We start from the raw sequence: 18,465 nt of genomic DNA, 5'->3' as shown, positions 1-18,465 counted from the left end.
TCGATTGGGCCTTTCTGTCGTTCACCCAGGCTTTGACGGACATTCGTGCAGTATGCAGCATTTGTCAAAGTGGGCTCAAACCCGCCCTTGAATTAAATCGTTTTTGCAACAAAGGCGCCGCGATTTCTCGCCGCGCCTTTCGCGTGTCTATTGAAGTCCTTAGACCGACATGCAGATGTATTTCATTTCCAGATAGTCTTCGATCCCGTGGTGGCTGCCTTCGCGGCCCAGACCGGATTGCTTGACGCCGCCGAAGGGCGCTACCTCGGTTGAGATGATGCCGGTGTTGACGCCGACGATGCCGTATTCCAGGGTTTCGGCGACCTTGTAGACGCGGCTGAGATCCTTGGCGTAGAAATAGCTGGCCAGGCCGAAGATCGTGTCATTGGCCATGGCGATCACGTCGTCCTCGTTCTCGAATTTGAAGAGCGGCGCGAAGGGGCCAAAGGTTTCGTCCGTCGCCACCTGCATGTCCTGCGTGCAGCCGGTCACGATGGTCGGAGGCAGGAAATATCCGGTGCCTTCCATCGGTTCGCCACCGCCCAGGATCACTTCGGCACCTTTCGATTTGGCGTCGGCGACATGTTCCTGAACCTTGTCGATGGCATCAGCATTGATCAGCGGGCCAAGCGCCACGCCGTCTTCCATACCATCGCCGATTTTCATCTTGCTGACCGCGTCTTTCAGCTTGGCGGCGAAGGTATCGTAGACACCGGCCTGAACATAAATGCGGTTGGCGCAGACGCAGGTTTGACCGTTGTTGCGGAATTTGCACATGATCGCGCCTTCGACGGCCGCATCCAGATCAGCGTCATCGAAAACAATGAACGGTGCGTTACCACCCAGTTCCATCGAGCATTTCATCACGCTGTCGGCGGCCTGACGCAGTAGGATGCGGCCCACTTCGGTAGAGCCGGTGAAGGTCAGTTTGCGCACGGCCGGGTTCTCGCAGAATTCCTTGCCCACATCGGATGAGCGCGAGGAGGTGACGATATTGAACACGCCTTTGGGGATGCCCGCGCGTTCGGCCAGAACGCCCATCACGGTTGCCGACAAAGGCGTTTCCGCTGCCGGACGGCCCACGAAAGCACAGCCTGCGGCCAGCGCCGGGGCGGCCTTGCGGGTGATCATCGCGTTGGGGAAATTCCAGGGCGTGATCGAGGCCGCAACCCCGATAGGTTGCTTGATCACGGTGATGCGCTTGTCGCGCTGATGGCCGGGGATGGTTTCGCCGTAGATGCGCTTGGCCTCTTCGGCGAAGAACTCGATGAAGGACGCACCGTACCCAACCTCGCCCTTGGCTTCGGCCAGCGGTTTGCCCTGTTCGGCGGTCAGGATGGTGGCCAGATCATCGGCGTTTTCCATCATCAGGTCGAACCATTTGCGCAAGACGGTGGCGCGCTCCTTGCCGGTCCATTTGGCCCATTCCTTTTGTGCGGCTTCGGCACCGGCGATGGTGCTGGCGACCTGCGCGCGCGACATGTCTGCCACCTTTGCGATCACGTCCCCGCGGGCGGGGTTGGTCACATCGTAAGTGCCGCCTTCGCCTTCGATCCATTCCCCGTTCGAATAGGCCTTTTCAGCCAGCAGCGACGGGTCATTCAGCAGCGATTTCAAATTCGTCTCGGTCATGTCGTGTCCCCTGAAATTGGTCTCGCACAGCCAAAGCATCTTGCGCTAGGCTTGTCCAGTACCACGGGGGAGTTAGACCTATGGATTGGGACGATGCGTATGCCAATGCGCCTTATATTCCGGGGGCAGAGGCTTATCCGGGCCGCTGGGAAGCCGAGGCGGCAGCGTTTCGCGGACGAATGAGCAGCAAGGGGCTGACCGAGCTTGGGATTGCCTATGGCGCGTCCGACCGGCAGCGCTTTGATCTCTTCATGCCCGAGGGGGTGTCCAGAGGGCTTTGCGTCTTTGTGCATGGCGGCTATTGGCTCAAGTTTCACCGGGCGTTCTGGTCGCATTTCGCCGCCGGCATGCTGGCGCGGGGATGGACGGTGGCGATGCCGTCTTATGATCTTTGCCCGCAGGTCCACATTGCTGATATCACAGGACAAATAGCGCAGGCGATTACCGCTGTCGCTGCCCGGGCCGATGGGCCAATCCTGTTGGCGGGCCATTCGGCGGGCGGGCATCTGGTGGCGCGGATGTGCGTTGCGGGAGTGTTGCCGAAGGCGGTGTTCGAGCGCGTAGGGCATGTCATGCCGATTTCCCCGGTGTCGGATCTGCGACCCCTGATCAAGACGGCGATGAATGCCGATTTCCGCTTGGATGAGGCGCGCGCGGTGGCGGAAAGCCCGGCGCTGATGACACCGCTGAAGGTGCCGGTGACCGTCTGGGTCGGGGCAGAGGAACGCCCGGTTTTCCTGGATCAGGCGCGATGGCTGGCCGAGGCTTGGGGTGCTGCGCATGTGGTCGACACGAACCGGCATCATTTCGATGTGATCGACGGGTTGAAAGATGGTCAGAGCGCGATCACAGAAGCGCTGATTTCGGGATCTGGCTGAGAGGTTGGCGAATCAGCGGCCAATCCCTTGGTTAACAAGGCAAAACCGGCGGCTGTATCACGTCGGTAAAACGTCGGTATTACGTCGGTAATTGGGGCGGTGTCGGGCACCGTTAACAGAGCGCTCGGTCAACTGCCGGGCAGATCAGACCAGCAGGGCAGCGTATCGTCCACTGCCGGGGTTGCATTGAAAATCGCGCGGGCGATGGCACGGGCCATGCAGGTGGCCGCGGCATGCCCCAGCATCAGCGTATCGGACAGCGGGTCCGTCAGCGGTTTGGCGCCGGTGGCGGCAGCAAAGATCAGATCGCCATCCATCGGGGTGTGCGACGGAAGGAGCGCGCGGGCAAACCCGTCATGGGCGGCAGTCGCCAGCCTGGTGCATTGCGCCTGTGTCAGGGTCGCATCGGTGGCGACGATGCCGATGGTGGTATTGGCGTGCTGCGCAAGTTTCGTGGGTGGGACCAGAATACCGGGGAAGTGATGTGCCGGGCCGAGACCGCCGAATTCGGTCCCGATCTCGAACGGGGCGGCCCAGAAATGCGGGCCGTCGCCGACCGTCGCCGATCCAAGCGCGTTGACCGCCACCAGCGCGCCAATCATATGGCCCGACGGCAGCACCAGCGAGGCCGATCCCAGCCCGCCCTTGAGCGTGGCGGTGGTCGCGCCGGTGCCCGCGCCTGACGTGCCAAGATCGAAGCGGGTGTCGGCGGCGGCGAGCGCCTGCTGGCCGAGCTGTTTATAGGGATTCTCATCCCAGGTCTTGTCGCCGCCGTTCAGCAGGTCAAACAGGATCGCGCCGGGCACGATGGGCACGCGCTGATCGCCCACTGCAAAGCCGCGCCCCAGCGAACGCAGCCCGTCGGCCACGCTCGAAGCGGCATCAAGGCCGAAGGCCGAGCCACCGGACAGGACCAGCGCATCGACCTGCTCGACCGTCTTGTCGGGGGCCAGCAGGTCGGTTTCGCGCGTGCCGGGCGCGCCGCCCATAACGTGCACGCCGGCGGTAAAGGGCGCGTCGCCCAGCAGGACGGTCACGCCGGTCTTGATCGTTTCATCCTTCGCGCAGCCCACGCGCAATCCAGCGACATCGGTGATCAGGTTCATCGGGCCGGGTTTTGCGCTCATGGTTTAAAAACGTCCCCTTGGTGTCGCGATTCATCTTGCCAGATTGCGCGGGATCGGCAAGAAAAGCCTCAGGCTGGGGCGATGGCGTCGCCCCGCAAGCCTATACATATCCCAAACAGTCCTGAACGCCGGGACCTTTCTTTTCAGGAGGGTCACTATGACTGCACATCCAGAATCCACCCAATTTGGCGGCACCGCCCGCCCGGAAATGTACCGTTTCCACAATGGCGAAAAGGCTCCGCTGGCCTTTGAGGTTGCCGAATACGAAGCCCGTGTTGCCGGTCTGCGCCGGATCATGGCCGAGGCGGGGGTTGACGCCGCTGTCTTCACCTCGATGCATAATATCGCCTATTACTCGGGCTTTCTTTATTGCGCCTTTGGCCGCCCCTACGGGCTGGTCGTGACCAAGGACGAATGCGTCACCATCAGCGCCGGGATTGATGCCGGGCAGCCGTGGCGGCGGTGTTTTTGCGACAATATCACCTATACCGACTGGCAGCGCGACAATTACTGGCGGGCGATCCTGTCAGTATCTGGCGAAGGTAAGGTCGTGGGCTATGAGGGTGATCACCTGACACTGGTGCAGAAGGGTAAGCTGGAAGCGTTCCTGAAACCCGGCAAAACCGTCGATATGGCGGGGCACACCATGGTGCAGCGGATGCATAAATCCGCCGCCGAGATCGCGCTTATTCGTCAGTGCACCGCAATTGCGGATGTGGGCGGTTATGCTATCCGCGATGCGGTTCGCGAAGGCACCCGCGAGATTGACGTGGCCATGGCGGGCCGCGACGCGATGGAGGCCGAGATTGCCCGCGTCTTCCCGGATGCGGAATATCGTGACACCTGGGTCTGGTTCCAGTCAGGCGTCAACACCGATGGCGCGCATAATCCGGTTACCGGTCGTCATCTGCAACGCGGCGATATCCTGAGCCTGAATACTTTCCCAATGGTTTCAGCCTATTACGTGGCGCTTGAACGCACCATGTTCGTGGGTGAAGTCGACGATGCCAGCCTGAAAATCTGGGAGGCGAACGTGGCCGCCCATGAATATGGCATGTCGCTGCTGAAGCCCGGCGTGAGCTGTGCCGAGGTGACGCATAAGATCAACGACTTCTTTGCCGAGCGTGATTTGCTGCAATACCGCACCTTTGGATATGGTCATTCCTTCGGGGTGTTGAGCCACTATTACGGCCGCGAGGCCGGGCTGGAACTGCGCGAGGATATCGACACGGTGCTGGAACCGGGCATGGTAATCTCAATGGAGCCGATGCTGACCATCGCCGAGGGTCAACCCGGTGCTGGGGGGTACCGCGAGCATGACGTGCTGGTGATCACCGAGGATGGCAACGAGAACATCACCGGCTATCCCTACGGCCCCGATTTCAACGTCGTTGGATAGGCCAAAACGCTTGTCGGTATCACGTCGGTAAAACGTCGGTATTGCGTCGGTGCGGTTTCCAAAACCGTTGGGCGGGCAAAATGCAAAGGGTGGTCCGCAAGGGCCGCCCTTTTTTCATGCCGAGGTCAAACGGTGTCAGGGGCTGGGGCGGATATGTTCCGGCAGATCGCTGGCTTCGATCAGATTGCCATCGCAAAGGGCGAAGCAGAGTTCGAACGCGTTGATCATCTCGCGGATATTGCCCGGCCAGTGATAGGCGCAAAGATGTGCGATGGCGTCATCGGAGAAGCTGAAAGCCTGATCCTTTGCCACCAGCGACGAGAGGCGTTTGATCAGCCAGATCTTGTCTTGCCGGTCGCGCAGGGGCGGGATGCTGAGGACCACGCCGTTGAGCCGGTAAAACAGGTCCTGGCGGAACTGACCGCTGTCAACGAGCAGCTTGAGGTCGCGGTGCGAGGCCGAGACGACGCGGATATCGACCGGGATGGGACGGGTGCCGCCCACGGCCATCACCTCGCGTTCCGACAGCACCCTGAGCAGCCGGGCCTGAAGCGCCAGCGGCATGTCACCGATTTCATCAAGGAACAGCGTGCCGCCATTGGCCTGTTCGATCAGGCCCTTTTTGCCCTTGGTGTCGGCACCGGTAAAGGCATGCGGGGCATATCCGAAAAGCTCGCTTTCGATCAGCGCCTCGGGCAGGGAGGCACAGTTAATCGCCACGAACGGGCGCTTCTTTTTGCGCGAGGCGTGCAGGGCGCGGGCGACGAATTCCTTGCCGACACCTGTTTCCCCCTCAAGGATGATGCTGATCTGCTTGTCGACGATCCGGGCGGCTTTGGCAGCCAGCAAACTCATCGCAGGATCGCCGCCATGGGTTTGCGCAAGGGGGGCGGGCAGGTCTGATCGCGTGGTCGATTGCGGGATGCGCACCGGTGCCTGCACATTGGCAAAGACGATCTGACCGTCGCTGGTTTCCATCGCCTGTTCGCCCGGCGTGTTGGCCCCCAGCAGGCGCGGCAGATCGTTGAAATCAAAATCGAAGAAATCCTCGAACGGTCTGCCGATCAGTTTTGTCGGGTCCTGAGGTGCGCCGCTGGCGGCCTGCGCCATCATCTGCATGGCGCCGTGGGTCATGCCCGAGATCGTACCGTCCGCGGCCACCGAAAAGGCGCTGGTGGGATCGACACCCAGAAACTCGGTCGAGGAACTCATCCGCACGATCCAGTCGGTCTTGCGATGGGTTTCCAGATTGGCCAACTCGATCCGGCGGACGCAGGATTTGACCACTTCGAGGGTCAGGGCCTGGCTGTATTTTTCGGTCGGGGACATCAGGAGTGAGACGTCAAGCACCCCTTTGAGCGCGCCGGTCAGGTCATAGATCGGGGCGGCGGTACAGCTGAGCGGAGTGTGCGCCATGTCGAAATGATCGGTCTGGTGCACGACGATCGCCTCGCCCGAGGACAGGCACGCGCCCACGCCACAGGTGCCGGCGTTTTCCTCGCTCCATTCCGAGCCGATATAGAGCCCGGCGCGTTTCAATTCGCGGTCGACTTTTTCATCGCCGATGAAATCGACCGTGACGCCCTTGGCATCGGTCAGCAGCAGGACATAGCCCATCGAATTGACGCGGCGGTAGAGGTCTTCCATGCCATAGCGGGCGATTGACAGCAGGTCTTCGGCCTCTTGCTGGTGCTGGCGCAGGCGATCTTCGGGCAGGATGATCGCCTCGCCCTTATGTTCGGGGTCGAGCTTGTGATCGTTGAGGCAGCGCAGCCATGAACTGACCACTTCGGGATCGCGCGAGCTTGTGCCGCCTTCCGCCACCGAGATGATTTCGCGGACGTGGTTTTCAAATGTGCTGGCATCGGACATTGCAGAACCCCTCCCAGGTGGTGCCGCCGCGAGCGGGGTGTAAACTGTCCCGACCCGGATCGTCACATCCGTGCAGTGTTAACAAATTTTCCCGAAAAAGACGAGTTATGCCTTTGTCTATACGGCCTGAACGGTCAGAAAACCGCGCACCCGACCGGGAGATTGGCCGGATGCGCCGCTTGATCAGGCGCTGATATGCGCCTTGATCAGGTCGTTCACTTTGGCGGCCTGTTCCATCTGGACCATGTGCCCGGCCCCGTCGATCACGGTGACGGAAGCGGTTGAGATCGCCTTGGCATGTGCCGCAGGGATCACGGCATCCTCGGCACCCCAGATGATCTGGCAGGGGCAGTCAAGCGGGCCGAGCCCGTCTGCGATCCGGTCGGCCTGTTGGCCGCCACTGAACAGGCTGGCGCTGAGGTTTTCGAGGAAGTCCTGCACCCCGTCGAGACGTTTGTATTTAAGCAGGTCATCGACCATCGAGCGGTTCACCAGGCCCTGATCGGCAAAGAGGTGTTGCAGCTTGGGTTTCAGTTCGCGGCGCGACGTGGAGGCAACGAAACCTTCGACATAGTCCGGGTTGATCTCGTCCCCCAGACCGGCGGAGCCGATCAGCGTCAGGGACGCCACGCGCGCCGGATGGTCGATGGCGACCCGGCCCGAAATCAGCCCGCCCATCGAATGACCGACCAGGTGGGCCTTGTCGATCTGCACATGATCCATGAAAGCCAGAGCCGCGTCGACCATGACGCCCAGTCCGGGATTGTCCACGGCTTTGATGGACTGACCATGCCCCGGCAGGTCAAGCGCGTAGACCGGCGCGGTTCCGGCAATGGCGTCGATATTGAAGAGCCAGTTGTCGAGATCGCCGCCAAAGCCGTGGATCAGCAGGACCGGCACCCCGTCGCCACCGCGTTCGGCATAGCGGATGCGCCCAATGGGCAGCTCGGCGAACTGGTAGGTGGGACCGGTATCTTCGTCTTCTTCGACCTTCGGCACGACGAAGGCGTCGACATAAGCGTCGATTTCGGTATCGCTGACGCTGTCGGGGGCCATGACGCCCAGCAGGGCGCGCACCGGATAGACCTGCCCTTCGGTGCCGACGCGCCGTCGCAGAAGGCCCCCATCGGCGGCCTCCACGACATTGGCGATCTTGTCGGTTTCGACATCCATGATCTCGTCCCCCGGCGAGATTTCGGTGCCTTCTTCGACATGCCATTCCGCCAGGGTGCCTTCCTGCATCGACAGCCCCCATTTTGGCATGATGATCGGTGTGATCAGGTCACTCATTCCGGTCATGCCCCCATCGTCTTGCGCACGGCATCGGCGATCCGGTCCGGGGACGGGATATAGAGGTCTTCGAGCGCGGGCGAAAACGGCACCGGCGAATGGGGTGCGGTGACCATGCGGATCGGGGCCTTGAGGGCGCTGAACGCCTCCTGCGCCACGCCGGCCGAGACATCCGAGGCGATGGAGCAGCGCGGGTTTGCCTCGTCCACGCAGACCAGTCGCCCGGTTTCCTCGACGCTTTCGATCACCGTGTCCATGTCGATGGGCGACAGGGTGCGCAGGTCGATCACCTCGGCCTCGATGCCTTCGCCCTTGAGCGTGTCGGCGGCAGCGAGCGAATTGGGTACCATCAGACCGTAGGCGACAATGGTGACGTCCTTGCCTTCGCGCGCCACGTTGGCCTCGCCAAAGGGGATGGCATAGGATTCCTCGGGCACGTCGCATTCCGAGGCGTAGAGGTTCTTGTGCTCGAGAAAGATCACCGGGTCGTTATCGCGGATCGACTGGATCAGCAGGCCCTTGGTGTCATAGGCGTTGGACGGGCAGACCACCTTGAGGCCGGGGATGTGGGTGAAGATCGGGCTGAGCATCTGGCTGTGCTGTGCCGCCGCGCGAAAGCCCGCGCCGCACATCGCCCGGATCACCACCGGGGTTTCGGCCTTGCCGCCGAACATGTAGCGGAACTTGGCCGCCTGATTGTAGATCTGATCGAGACAAACGCCCATGAAGTCGATGAACATCAGTTCCGCCACCGGCCTGAGCCCGCAGGTGGCCGCGCCGATTGCGGCACCCACATAGGCGCTTTCCGACAGCGGCGTGTCGATCATCTGCTTGGGATGCTTGTGATAGAGCCCTTTCGAGACCCCCAGCACCCCGCCCCAGGCGTCCTCCTCGCCGGGGCTGCCGGTGCCGCCGACGATATCTTCGCCCATCATGATCACCGTCGGGTCGCGGCTCATCTCCTGATCCAGCGCTTCGTTGATCGCGTCTTTCATGCTTAAGGTACGTGCCATGGTAATTCTCCTTTCTTTTCAAACGTGTCAGTAGGTCACGTACACGTCGGTGGTCAGGTCGGCCGGACCCGGAAGCGGGGCGGCGATCGCCTCTTCCACGGCGGCGTCGATCAGCGCCATGACGTCGCTGTCGATGGCGTCCAGTTCGGCATCACTCACGACGCCAGCTTCGGTCACCTTGGCGCGGAAGATCTTGATGCAGTCGTTATTGGCGCGGTTCGCCTCATTCTCGCCGGGGGCGCGATAGGTCTGCGCGTCGCCTTCGAAATGGCCGAAAAAGCGGATCATCTTGCATTCCATCAGCGTTGGTCCGGCACCTTCGCGGGCGCGACGGATGACCTCTCCGGCGGCTTCGTAGACGGCGAAGAAATCAATGCCGTCGACGGTGATGCCGGGCATGCCGAAACCGGTGGCGCGGTCGACATAGGAATCCGAGGCCACCGCATAATCGACAGAGGTCGATTCCGCATAGCCGTTGTTTTCCACGACGAAGATCGCGGGCAGGTTCCAGATCGCCGCCAGGTTCATCGATTCCAGCACCGTGCCCTGGTTCGAGGCCCCGTCGCCGAAAAACGTGATCGCCACGCCGTCATGGCCCAGTTTCTGCGCCGCCAGCGCCGCACCGCAAACCAGTGGCGCGCCGGCCCCCAGGATGCCATTGGCGCCCATCATGCCCCTGGACAGATCGGCGATGTGCATTGACCCGCCTTTGCCCGCGCAGGACCCGCTGGATTTGCCATAGATCTCGGCCATCATGCCCTTCACATCGACGCCCTTGGCGATGCAATGGCCGTGGCCCCGGTGGGTCGAGGCGATGCGGTCGTGATCCTCAAGATGCATCATGATGCCCACGCCTGCGGCCTCTTCCCCGGCATAGAGATGTACGAAACCGGGGATGTCGCCACGGCCGAAATCGACATGCAGGCGCTCTTCGAATTCGCGGATGGTCTTCATCCGGCGATAGGCTTCCAGAAGCCCCTCCTTGTCCAATGGGAACGGATTATTGCTCATCTTGTCCTCCCTTTAGTGCTGAGCAGTGCGACGCCGGGTGTCGGCATCGCTGGTCAAAAGCCCGTGGCGGGCCGCGTAGGCCATGCATTCGGGCACGTTGATGGTACGGAAAGCATCGGTCTGAAGCCGGATGCTGACCTCGTCTATCTCGCTGAAGGTGATTTCGCGTTCGCCGTCGAGCGCGATGGACCCTGCCGAAATGCTGGGCGGGTAGAGAATATCGCGTTCAAGGGTTTCGACCGAACCGATGCCCAGCTCTTCGATCAGGCCGGGTGCGATGGGGGCGGTGATCCGGCGCGAGGCCTGATCCACGGGGTGCAGCTGCACGCGCCGCCCTTCGGGTTCCGCACGGCTGAGCGGGGCCAGCAGGCCGATGATCGAGGACATGCCGATCCCGTCGGGGGAGCCGAAGGTGGCAAAGAGATCGCGAAAATTCTCGGTTTTCCAGATCGCACGGGCACCGACGAAGCGTTCGGCGACGATGGCCACGTCCACCAGCGCAATCTCGCGCCGGTCATTGACCTTGACCTCAAGCCGCTTGTTGAAGCTGTAGGCGTGATCGCAGGGGATCTGCCGGGTCACCGCCAGCCCGACGGCCAGCCCGGTGATCGTGGGTTCGCGCATTTCCGGGAAGGCGTTGTTGGTGCCGGTGGACACGCCCGAAACTGGGGTGTTGCCGCATTCCGATACGACGACCCGGTTGGTGCCGTCCCCGCCCAGCACGACGATGGCGCCAACCTCGTGCCGGTGCATCATCCGGGCGGCGATGGCACTGTCCTGAGCGGTGCAGGTCACCGGCATGTCCAGATAGGTGACCTTGGGGAAGCGCGCGCCGCCGACCCGTGTTTCACGGTCGATGGTGCGCATCAACTGCGTCCGGATGCCGCCGTTTTCGGGCATGACAAGCACTTCATCCACGCCCGCCGTATGCAACCCGGTCAGCAGGCGCAGCACGATGTTGGCCCGGTCATTGATCGGTAGATTGCCGGCATGGCTGACGATCCGGCGGATGTCCCGCGCGGAAACAGGATTGGCGATGATCCCTACTTTTGACACGTCGTGCTCTCCCACTTACCATCAACAAGCAACAACCGTGCCAAATCTGCGCGCCACCGGTTTTGCGTGCATCGGACGGGGTGCGTGGTGGAGCAGGAAACGGAAAGGGGGCCGTGGCCGTGCGGCAGGTGCATCAACAGATTGCCCAACAGAAACTGGCCCTGTCACAGGGGATGCGCACGTCCCTGTCGCTGTTGCACATGACGCCAGGTGACGTGGCCGAACAGCTTGCTGCTGAGCGCCGACGCAATCCATTTCTGAGGGTTCGCGCCAGTTCCCCGCTGCGCCCGTCACTGCCTGACGCAGAGCTGGTCCAGCTTGAAGACGCCGCGCAGTCGCTTCTGCAACAGATCGGGTTGATCCGCTTTGACGGGGGCGAGGCGCATCTGGCTCGGGATCTGGTGCATTGCCTGGATGAAAGGGGGTTTCTGGTTGAAACGGAAGCGGTGCTTTGTGGCGAATTGGGGGTTGATACCGCAACGCTGCGCAGCACGATTGCCCGGTTGCACGCATCTGTCGAGCCTATCGGCACCTTTGCGCGTTCGCTGACTGAGTGTTTCCGGTTGCAGTTACTGGAGAAAAACCGCTTCGATCCGGTCATTGCCGTGCTTCTGGAGCGGCTTGATCTGGTGGCCCAGCGGGATTTCGACGCGATCTGCGCGCTCTGTGGCGTGGACCGCGAGGATGCCGAGGAGATGGTGGAGGATATCCGCGAGCTGAACCCGGCCCCGCTTGCCATGATCGGCGCACCCGCTGATCCGGTGATCTGTCCCGATCTGGAAATGGACCATGATGCGCAAGGTCGGTTAGCCGTCCGGCTGTGCCCCGATGCGATCCCGGATGTGTTGGCCGATGACGCCATGTTCTCGCGTCTTCAGCGGGTCGAGACCGAGGGGGCAGCGTGGGCCTATTACAAAGATTGCTACGGGGCCGCGGCCGGGTTTGTCATCGCGTTGCAAAAACGTGCCAATACGATGCTGCGGATCGGGCAGCACCTGGCCCGCGTTCAGGTGCGGTTTCTGACAACCGGTCGTTTGGCCGATCTTGTGCCATTGACAATGGAGGGCGCGGCAAAGGTGCTGGGCCTGCACAAAAGTACGATCAGCCGGGCGATGGCGGGTTGTACGGTGCAGACCCCGCATGGAGTATTGCCTGCCGACACGTTCTTTGTCCGGGGTTTCAGTCAACACGCCGCGCATCGGACGCGGGCCCAGGTCCTGAGACGGCTGGGCTTGCTGATCCAGACCGAGGATAAGGCAAGACCGCTGTCGGATCAGGCGCTTTGCATGCTGATGTGCCGGGCGAATTTCGCGATGTCGCGCCGCACGGTGGCGAAACACCGTGCCTTGCTTGGTCAGCCCGTCGCCGCGAAAAGACGGGTTCGTGCGATAGGGCCGGGAGTGATCCCGACCCTTGTTAGGTAAAGCGGCCCTCAGACCATGCCGAAGATACGGGCAGGTCCGCCAGAGCCGCCGCGATGCTTGGGCGCGCCGATCATGATGGTGGCACCGCTGGCGGGCATCTTGTCGAGATTGGCGATGTTTTCGATCCCGAAGCGACCGGTGGGCAGCCAGGCGTAATGGGTGGCGAAATCGCCGGATGGACCGTGATCCAGCGACAGCGTATCACTGGCGATGGAACCTGCGCCGGTTTCCAGCAGCATCTGCGCTGCCTCGACATGAAAGCCGGGGAAATGCATCACCTCATCTTTGACATTGCGGAACGCGTCACTGCCGGTCTTGGCACCCCAGCCGGAATAGAGCGCGACGCAGGCATTGTCGGGAATGTCGCCATTGGCGTCGATCCAGGCCTTGAGGTCATCGGGGGTCAGCTGGGTGTCGGCATCCTCGGTCGCGCGGGCGGCGATATCGACAACGCAAAGCGGGGCCACCAGCGAGGTGACCGGGATTTCATCGACCGAGGCGCCATCGGCGGAAAAATGCAGCGGTGCGTCGATATGGGTGCCGGTGTGTTCATTGAGGTCCATGGTGAAAAGATTGAAGCCGTTATCGGCGAAATTGAACGCCTGCGTCATTTCGATACCGGGCTTGCCGAAATAGGTGGGAAAATCGGCGTCGATGGTATGGGTCAGATCCTCGACCGTGCCATGACCCGCGGCCAGGGCAGGTGGCGCTGTGACCGCCCCCAGTGTCGCGGCGGCTCCGGCAGCGGCGCTGGCCGTAAAAAACGCGCGGCGGGACAACATTTTTTCCTTCACCGCTTTCATGACGCATGCATCGCACATAGTTTTCTCCCATCGTTTCCGGTTATAGATCGATCTGAGGGTAGCATGGGATGTGGCGATGACGAGTCAAATCCACGCGACGGACCCGAATGTGGCGATGAGCCAGATGAAGCGTGTCAGATAGGGGGCCTGAATGGTCTATGTGAAATGGGTGTTCAAGGTGTGTGTCTGGCTGCTGGTGATCGCGTTCCTGCATTACACATTACCACATCACGATATCGCGCGGGTAACGGACACTTATGAAAAGCGGATCGATTTCGGTGAGAATTCGATTTTCTGGTCAAATGCGGATGTGGGAAATGACACGACGGTTCAGAACCGCGATGTGTTTTTCATCCAGTCGGTGCGCACCAATGGCCGGGTGATGGTCTATCGCAACGAGGATACCGGCTGGGGATGGCCGCCCTATTTCAAGTTCGACACGTCCAATCTGCAGGCCGAGGCGGCGGATCTGAAATCAACCTCGGAGGCGCCGAAATGGGTGGCGGTCAAGCATTATGGCTGGCGCAACGAATTTCTGTCGATCTTTCCCAATGCGGTCGGTGTGCGCCCGGTCGCGGGGCCCGATGTGCGGATCATCCCGTGGTTCAACATCGGCTTGCTGACCTTCCTTTTCGCGACGTTCTGGGCCATCCGGGTGCGGTGGATCAGGTTCCGCAAGAACCGGATCGAGGCCAAGATCGACGAATGGACCGATGGCTGGGGCTGAGCGCCGTCTTCTGAAACTTATGAGCGGGCTTGCTTGGCCGCGCGGATCGCGCGTTCCAGTGCATCCAGAAACCGAGAGCGGTCGGCCTTGGTGAACCCCTTACCGCCGCCCTGGCGGAACGGATCGGCGGCGCGCAGATCGGCCATCAGGTCACGCGTGGCCAGCACGTTGCCGATATTGGCCTGTGTCAGCGCCTCGCCATTATGTTTGAGCACCTGCGCCCCGGCTTCGACGCATTTGGCGGCCAGCGGAATGTCTCCGGTGATCACCACGTCACCCGCGCCGGCACGGTCGGCGATCCACATATCGGCCACGTCGGGACCGTCGGGTACGATCACGGTCTCAACCAGCGGGTTCTGCGACGGGCGCAGCCCGCCATTGGAGACCACGAACATGCGCAGCCCATGACGGGTGCCGACGCGCTCGACCTCGGCCTTGACCGGGCAGGCATCGGCATCGACATAAATCGCGCTCACTTGGATTTGGCCGGTTTCTTGCTGCGTTTCACTTTGAATTCCTCGGGGATCGGCATCCGGTTGAACGCATCAAGACCGGCAATCTTGTAAGCCTCGGCCAGGGTCGGGTAGTTGAAGGTGTTCTGCACGAAGTAATCCACTGTGCCCTTCAAATTCAGCACCGCCTGGGCGATGTGAATAAGCTCGGTCGCGCCTTCGCCGACGATCTGCACGCCCAGCACCCGGCGGGTTTTGAGCGAGAAGAGCATCTTCAGCATCCCGTGTTCCAGCCCCATGATATGCCCCCGGCTGGTTTCGCGAAAGCGCGCGACGCCGATTTCATAGGGGATACCGCGTTCCTGCATTTCCTCTTCGGACATGCCGCAGGTGCTGATTTCGGGCACGGAATAGATGCCGTAGGGATACCACGGGCTTTCTTCCAGTGTCGGCACATCAAGCGCATGGCAGGCGGCGACCCGGCCCTGCTGGATCGAGGTCGAGGCGAGACTGGGATGACCGATCACATCGCCTGTAGCATAGATATGCGGCACGGCGGTCTGATAGGTTTTCCGGTCCACCGCCAGACGCCCCCGGTGGTCGGTCTCAAGGCTGACCGACTCCAGGTTCAGCTTGGTCGTGGCCCCCATCCGACCCGCCGCAAAGAGCAGCATTTCACTGCGCACATGGCGGCCATTGCCCATCGTGACCTCGACATGTTCGCCCATATCCTCGATCTTTTCGATCTCGGACCCAAGCCGCAGGTCGACACCGTTTTCGCGGATCTGGTGGGTGAATTCGCGGATTGTCTGCTGGTCGATGAAATCGAGGAAACTTTCGCGCGGTTCGATCAGGGTGACCCGAACATCCAGCGCCGAGAACATCGTGGCGTATTCGACGCCGATCACCCCCGCGCCGACCACGGTCAGGCTGCGCGGGATCTGGCCCAGTTCCAGAAATTCGTCGCTGTCGACCACCGTGGTGCCGTTGAAGGGCACGTAATCGGGGCGGTATGTCTTGGTGCCGGTCGCGATCAGGAACCTATCGGCGGTGACGGTGCTGACATCGCCCGCCTCGGTTGCCACTTCGACAGTGTTGGGATCGGTAAAGCGCGCCATGCCCATCATCGTGTCGACATGGTTGCGGTTGAACTGATGCTCCAGCACGTCAACCTCGTAATCCAGCGTCTGGTGCAGACGGGCCTTGAGGTCATCGGCGTGGATATCATCCTTGACCCGGTAGGCCCGCCCATAAAAGCTGCGTTCGCGCCAGCCCGACAGGTTCAGGACGGTTTCGCGCAGGGTCTTGGACGGGATCGTGCCGGTATGCACCGACACGCCGCCCAGACGGTCCTTGCGGTCGACAACCAGCACCCGGCGCTTGAGTTTGCCAGCCTGAATGGCCGCCGAGCGCCCCGAGGGGCCGGAGCCGATGACAATCAGATCATAATGGCTCATGCGCTACCCCGCGTAGAGAGCTTCGGCGTGGAAGGCGACGTGATCTTCCATGAAGGTCGAGATGAAGAAATAGCTGTGGTCATAGCCCGGCTGCATCCGCAGGATTGCCTGCTGGCGGCGGGCGGTGGCGGCCTCGGCCAATGCCTCGGGGCGCAGAAGGTCGATGAACTGGTCGCTGGTGCCGGTATCGACCAGTATCGACCCGTCAAAGCCACGCTCGCGCATCAAAAGGCTGGCGTCATGCGCCGCCCATTTGGATTCGTCGCTGCCCAGGTAGGCGGTCAGCTGCTTACGACCCCAATCGCTGGCCACCGGGTTGGAAATGGGTGCGAAGGCCGACACCGAAGCATACCGCCCCGGCAGCCCCATCGCGAGGGTCAGCGCGCCGTGACCGCCCATCGAATGCCCGGTGATCGCCTGGCGGTCGGCATCGACGGCGAAGTTGCGGGTGATCAGTGCGGGCAATTCCTCGGCCACATAGTCCCACATGCGGAAATGTGGCGCCCAGGGATCTTGTGTGGCGTTGACATAGAACCCGGCGCCCTTGCCCAGATCATAGGCGTCATCATCGGCCACGTCGTCGCCACGCGGCGAGGTGTCGGGGAACACGAGCGCAATGCCCTGTTCGGCAGCCCAGCCCTGTGCGCCCGCCTTGGTCATGGCGTTTTCGTGGGTGCAGGTCAGGCCGGACAGGTACCATAGCACCGGCACGGGGCCGTCGCGTGCCTCTTCCGGCAGGAACAGCCCGAAAGTCATGTCGCAGTTGCAGGCTTCGGATTTGTGGGAATAGACCCCCTGTACACCGCCGAAACAGGCGTTTTCCGATTGGGTTTCCATGGGTTCCTCCGTCTGTATTCATTTGTTGAGACGTCTGTAGCAGGCCCGGCGCCGCCGTGGAATTGAAATCCGGCGCAGCAGGTCACGCCTGCGACAGTTTCACGATGTGGCGCGCATGTGCAGCCGGGTTCAAACCCCTAGTGTCTGCTGGCGTGCCGTAACCAGTCTTCGGGGGTCTCGATCCGGGTGGCGCGGTCTTGCGGCGCGGTGTTGAGGTCGATGATGCCTTCGCAGGCGTCGGTAATCAGGTCATTGGACCGCCAGTCGGACCCCTGATATTTCGCAAGACGCTCGTGCACCTCATTAGGCGTCTCCACGAAAACCGGGTAATAGCCGCCATCCGGGTCCTGCTTGAGCGCGTCCATCACATCGACGCAGATCAGCAGAAAACGGCGCCCGCTGTCCCGGCCCCGGCGCATCCAGGCGTCCAGTCTGATCTGGTCAATCATGGCGCGTCATCCCGGTCGGTTCTGCGTGAGGTGGCATATCAATAAAGCGCCGCCACCCAGCCGATTACCAGCGAGACGCTGATAACCGCAGCGACCGTCGAAATCAGGATAGACGCCGAGACGCGCTGTGGGGCGACGCGGTAATGCTGTGCCAGAATATAGACATTGCCTGCGACCGGCAGGGCGGCGGCGGCGATCATCACTGCGGCGGCATAGGGCGCAATTGGAAACAGCCAGAGCGCGGACAGGGCTACGGCCGCCGGATGCAGCACCAGTTTGCAAAGCGAGAGCCAGCCTGCCACGAAAGGCCGTTCGGCCGATTTACCGGCCAGTGACGCGCCGATTGCGAATAGCGCACCCGGTGTTGCGGCCCCGCCCAGAAGCGACAGGAAGTCGTTCATCACCGTCGGGATTGGTAGTGCCAGGGCCGACCATGCCAGCCCCAGCACGATCGACACGATCATCGGGTTTTTCAGCAGGCCCATGCCGACCGTGGCAAGGATGCGCACACTCATCCGGCCATCCCGCGCACCGGTGATCAGGATCACGATCAGCGAACCGAAAACGATTAGATCAACGGCCAGCACCAGCATCACCGGGCCTATGGCGGCCTCGCCCATCAGCAGGGTCAGCATCGGCACACCAAGGAAGCCGACATTGCCGATGACCGCGCATTGCGCCTCGACAGCGGCCTGCTCGATATTGAGCTTGCGCAGAAATGCGACCAGTGTCGCCAGCAGGTAAACCGCGCCGGTGGCGCAGAGGTAGGCCGTGACGAATTGCCAGTCCAGCACATCGGCCAGTGACAGATTGGCCGCGAATTTGAACAGCATCGCCGACAACGCGAAGTAGAAGACGAATTTGGTCAGCCAGGCGGTTGCCTCTTCGTTGAAGAACCCGGTGCGCCCGGCGCCAAAGCCCAGCCCGATGATCAGGAAAAATGGCAGAGTTTGCAGGAATATCGCTAGCATCGCATCGTGGTAGCACGCTGAGAAGGCGCGTCAATGCGATTGGGTAACTGGGCTAAATGCCTTCACC

Annotated in this window: 17 protein-coding genes; 4 read left to right on the top strand and 13 right to left on the bottom strand. The window is 61.7% G+C overall.

What is annotated here, in order from left to right:
• Nucleotides 1-159: 159 nt before the first annotated feature.
• Nucleotides 160-1,632, bottom strand: coding sequence for an NAD-dependent succinate-semialdehyde dehydrogenase (locus Q1B27_RS23880; RefSeq protein WP_299852478.1), 1,473 nt, complete (start codon nucleotides 1,630-1,632; stop codon nucleotides 160-162).
• Between the two features lie 80 nt (nucleotides 1,633-1,712).
• Here Q1B27_RS23880 and Q1B27_RS23875 point away from each other — a divergent pair, with 80 nt between their 5' ends.
• Nucleotides 1,713-2,510 (top strand): alpha/beta hydrolase, encoded by a 798-nt coding sequence (locus tag Q1B27_RS23875; RefSeq protein WP_299852475.1) that lies wholly within the window; start codon nucleotides 1,713-1,715, stop codon nucleotides 2,508-2,510.
• A gap of 128 nt (nucleotides 2,511-2,638) precedes the next feature.
• Here Q1B27_RS23875 and Q1B27_RS23870 read toward each other — a convergent pair whose 3' ends face one another.
• Nucleotides 2,639-3,637, bottom strand: coding sequence for a P1 family peptidase (locus tag Q1B27_RS23870; RefSeq protein WP_299852472.1), 999 nt, complete (start codon nucleotides 3,635-3,637; stop codon nucleotides 2,639-2,641).
• 157 nt (nucleotides 3,638-3,794) lie between these two features.
• Here Q1B27_RS23870 and Q1B27_RS23865 point away from each other — a divergent pair, with 157 nt between their 5' ends.
• A complete protein-coding gene (locus Q1B27_RS23865) occupies nucleotides 3,795-5,036 on the top strand; it encodes an aminopeptidase P family protein (protein ID WP_299852469.1) in 1,242 nt (413 codons plus the stop codon).
• A gap of 135 nt (nucleotides 5,037-5,171) precedes the next feature.
• Here the strand turns inward: Q1B27_RS23865 and Q1B27_RS23860 are convergent, their stop codons facing one another.
• From Q1B27_RS23860 to Q1B27_RS23840, 5 genes are all read right to left on the bottom strand, one after another.
• On the bottom strand, nucleotides 5,172-6,908 hold the full coding sequence (locus tag Q1B27_RS23860; RefSeq protein WP_299852466.1) for a sigma-54-dependent Fis family transcriptional regulator: 1,737 nt from the start codon (nucleotides 6,906-6,908) through the stop codon (nucleotides 5,172-5,174).
• A 183-nt stretch (nucleotides 6,909-7,091) separates the two neighbouring features.
• Complete coding sequence (locus tag Q1B27_RS23855; RefSeq protein ID WP_299852463.1) at nucleotides 7,092-8,207, bottom strand: acetoin dehydrogenase dihydrolipoyllysine-residue acetyltransferase subunit; 1,116 nt, start codon at nucleotides 8,205-8,207, stop codon at nucleotides 7,092-7,094.
• Complete coding sequence (locus Q1B27_RS23850; RefSeq protein ID WP_299852460.1) at nucleotides 8,204-9,211, bottom strand: alpha-ketoacid dehydrogenase subunit beta; 1,008 nt, start codon at nucleotides 9,209-9,211, stop codon at nucleotides 8,204-8,206. Before Q1B27_RS23850 ends, Q1B27_RS23855 begins: the two co-directional genes overlap by 4 nt.
• A 27-nt stretch (nucleotides 9,212-9,238) precedes the next feature.
• Nucleotides 9,239-10,222, bottom strand: a complete 984-nt coding sequence (locus Q1B27_RS23845) for a thiamine pyrophosphate-dependent dehydrogenase E1 component subunit alpha (protein WP_299852457.1) — start codon at nucleotides 10,220-10,222, stop codon at nucleotides 9,239-9,241.
• 12 nt (nucleotides 10,223-10,234) lie between these two features.
• Nucleotides 10,235-11,278: an NAD(+)/NADH kinase gene (locus tag Q1B27_RS23840; RefSeq protein ID WP_299852454.1), complete on the bottom strand. Its 1,044-nt coding sequence runs from the start codon at nucleotides 11,276-11,278 to the stop codon at nucleotides 10,235-10,237.
• A 113-nt stretch (nucleotides 11,279-11,391) separates the two neighbouring features.
• On the opposite strand from Q1B27_RS23840, the gene Q1B27_RS23835 reads away from it, so the two are divergent.
• Nucleotides 11,392-12,702 carry a hypothetical protein gene (locus Q1B27_RS23835; protein WP_299852451.1) on the top strand — a complete coding sequence of 437 codons (1,311 nt, stop codon included), beginning with the start codon at nucleotides 11,392-11,394 and terminating at the stop codon, nucleotides 12,700-12,702.
• Between the two features lie 8 nt (nucleotides 12,703-12,710).
• On the opposite strand, the gene Q1B27_RS23830 is transcribed toward Q1B27_RS23835, so the two are convergent.
• The gene (locus Q1B27_RS23830) at nucleotides 12,711-13,523 is read right to left on the bottom strand and encodes a cyclase family protein (RefSeq protein WP_299852448.1); all 813 of its coding nucleotides are present in this window, start codon (nucleotides 13,521-13,523) and stop codon (nucleotides 12,711-12,713) included.
• Nucleotides 13,524-13,656: 133 nt separating this feature from the next.
• Here Q1B27_RS23830 and Q1B27_RS23825 point away from each other — a divergent pair, with 133 nt between their 5' ends.
• On the top strand, nucleotides 13,657-14,232 hold the full coding sequence (locus Q1B27_RS23825) for a DUF1523 family protein (protein WP_299852445.1): 576 nt from the start codon (nucleotides 13,657-13,659) through the stop codon (nucleotides 14,230-14,232).
• Nucleotides 14,233-14,249: 17 nt separating this feature from the next.
• Here Q1B27_RS23825 and Q1B27_RS23820 read toward each other — a convergent pair whose 3' ends face one another.
• From Q1B27_RS23820 to Q1B27_RS23800, 5 genes are all read right to left on the bottom strand, one after another.
• On the bottom strand, nucleotides 14,250-14,708 hold the full coding sequence (locus Q1B27_RS23820) for a YaiI/YqxD family protein (protein ID WP_299852442.1): 459 nt from the start codon (nucleotides 14,706-14,708) through the stop codon (nucleotides 14,250-14,252).
• On the bottom strand, nucleotides 14,705-16,141 hold the full coding sequence (sthA, locus tag Q1B27_RS23815) for a Si-specific NAD(P)(+) transhydrogenase (protein ID WP_299852439.1): 1,437 nt from the start codon (nucleotides 16,139-16,141) through the stop codon (nucleotides 14,705-14,707). Before sthA ends, Q1B27_RS23820 begins: the two co-directional genes overlap by 4 nt.
• A 3-nt stretch (nucleotides 16,142-16,144) precedes the next feature.
• Nucleotides 16,145-16,978, bottom strand: a complete 834-nt coding sequence (gene fghA / locus Q1B27_RS23810; protein ID WP_299852436.1) for an S-formylglutathione hydrolase — start codon at nucleotides 16,976-16,978, stop codon at nucleotides 16,145-16,147.
• Nucleotides 16,979-17,115: 137 nt separating this feature from the next.
• Entirely contained in the window at nucleotides 17,116-17,427 is a 312-nt protein-coding gene (locus Q1B27_RS23805; protein WP_299852433.1) for a hypothetical protein, read from the bottom strand.
• 38 nt (nucleotides 17,428-17,465) lie between these two features.
• Complete coding sequence (locus Q1B27_RS23800; RefSeq protein WP_299852430.1) at nucleotides 17,466-18,398, bottom strand: AEC family transporter; 933 nt, start codon at nucleotides 18,396-18,398, stop codon at nucleotides 17,466-17,468.
• Between the last annotated feature and the right edge of the window lie 67 nt (nucleotides 18,399-18,465).

Source organism: uncultured Roseovarius sp. (assembly GCF_947489715.1).
GTDB lineage: Bacteria > Pseudomonadota > Alphaproteobacteria > Rhodobacterales > Rhodobacteraceae > Roseovarius.
The sequence above is the reverse complement of the archived record's forward strand: the minus strand, read 5'-3'. Positions and strand labels throughout refer to the sequence as shown.